Source organism: Vibrio sp. 970 (assembly GCF_033339075.1).
In genome coordinates this window covers 1-517 of record NZ_JAWOTW010000818.1, presented here as the reverse complement: position 1 = coordinate 517, position 517 = coordinate 1, and the positions used below count along the sequence as shown (strand labels likewise).

Genomic DNA, 517 nt, shown 5'->3' with positions numbered 1-517 from the left:
GCGTTTAAGTCCGCATCGATCGCCATTTGTTTGCCCGGTAGGGCATCCAATGTAAAACGCGCGGAGACTTCTGAAATACGTTCGCCACCTTTGGTGATAACCACAAAGTTAATGATCATCAAGATGAGGAAGACGACTAAACCGACTGCGTAGTTACCGCCAATTACAACGTTACCAAACGCCTCGATAACATTACCTGCCGCATTGCCCCCTTCATGACCATGAAGTAAAACGACACGGGTGGACGCAACGTTCAGCGCCAAACGCAACAACGTCGCGATCAGCAGCACCGTTGGGAACGCGGCGAAATCTAACGGGCGGCGTGTATATACCGTCACCAACAACACCACCATGGCTAAGGCGATGTTAAAGGTGAAGAACATATCCAGTAGGAACGCGGGTATCGGTAATACCACCATCGCAAGGGTGGCCAAAACCATGACAGGCGCGCCAATAGCTGGCATCTCACGCTGACGAATTCGTGGCAATTTATCTGCAAACGGCAGGCTTAACTTCA

At 50.9% G+C, this 517-nt stretch carries 1 protein-coding gene; it reads right to left on the bottom strand.

What is annotated here, in order from left to right:
* Positions 1–517, bottom strand: a 517-nt coding sequence (locus R7Q11_RS29380; RefSeq protein ID WP_405532646.1) for an FHIPEP family type III secretion protein, incomplete at both ends; no start/stop codon positions are given.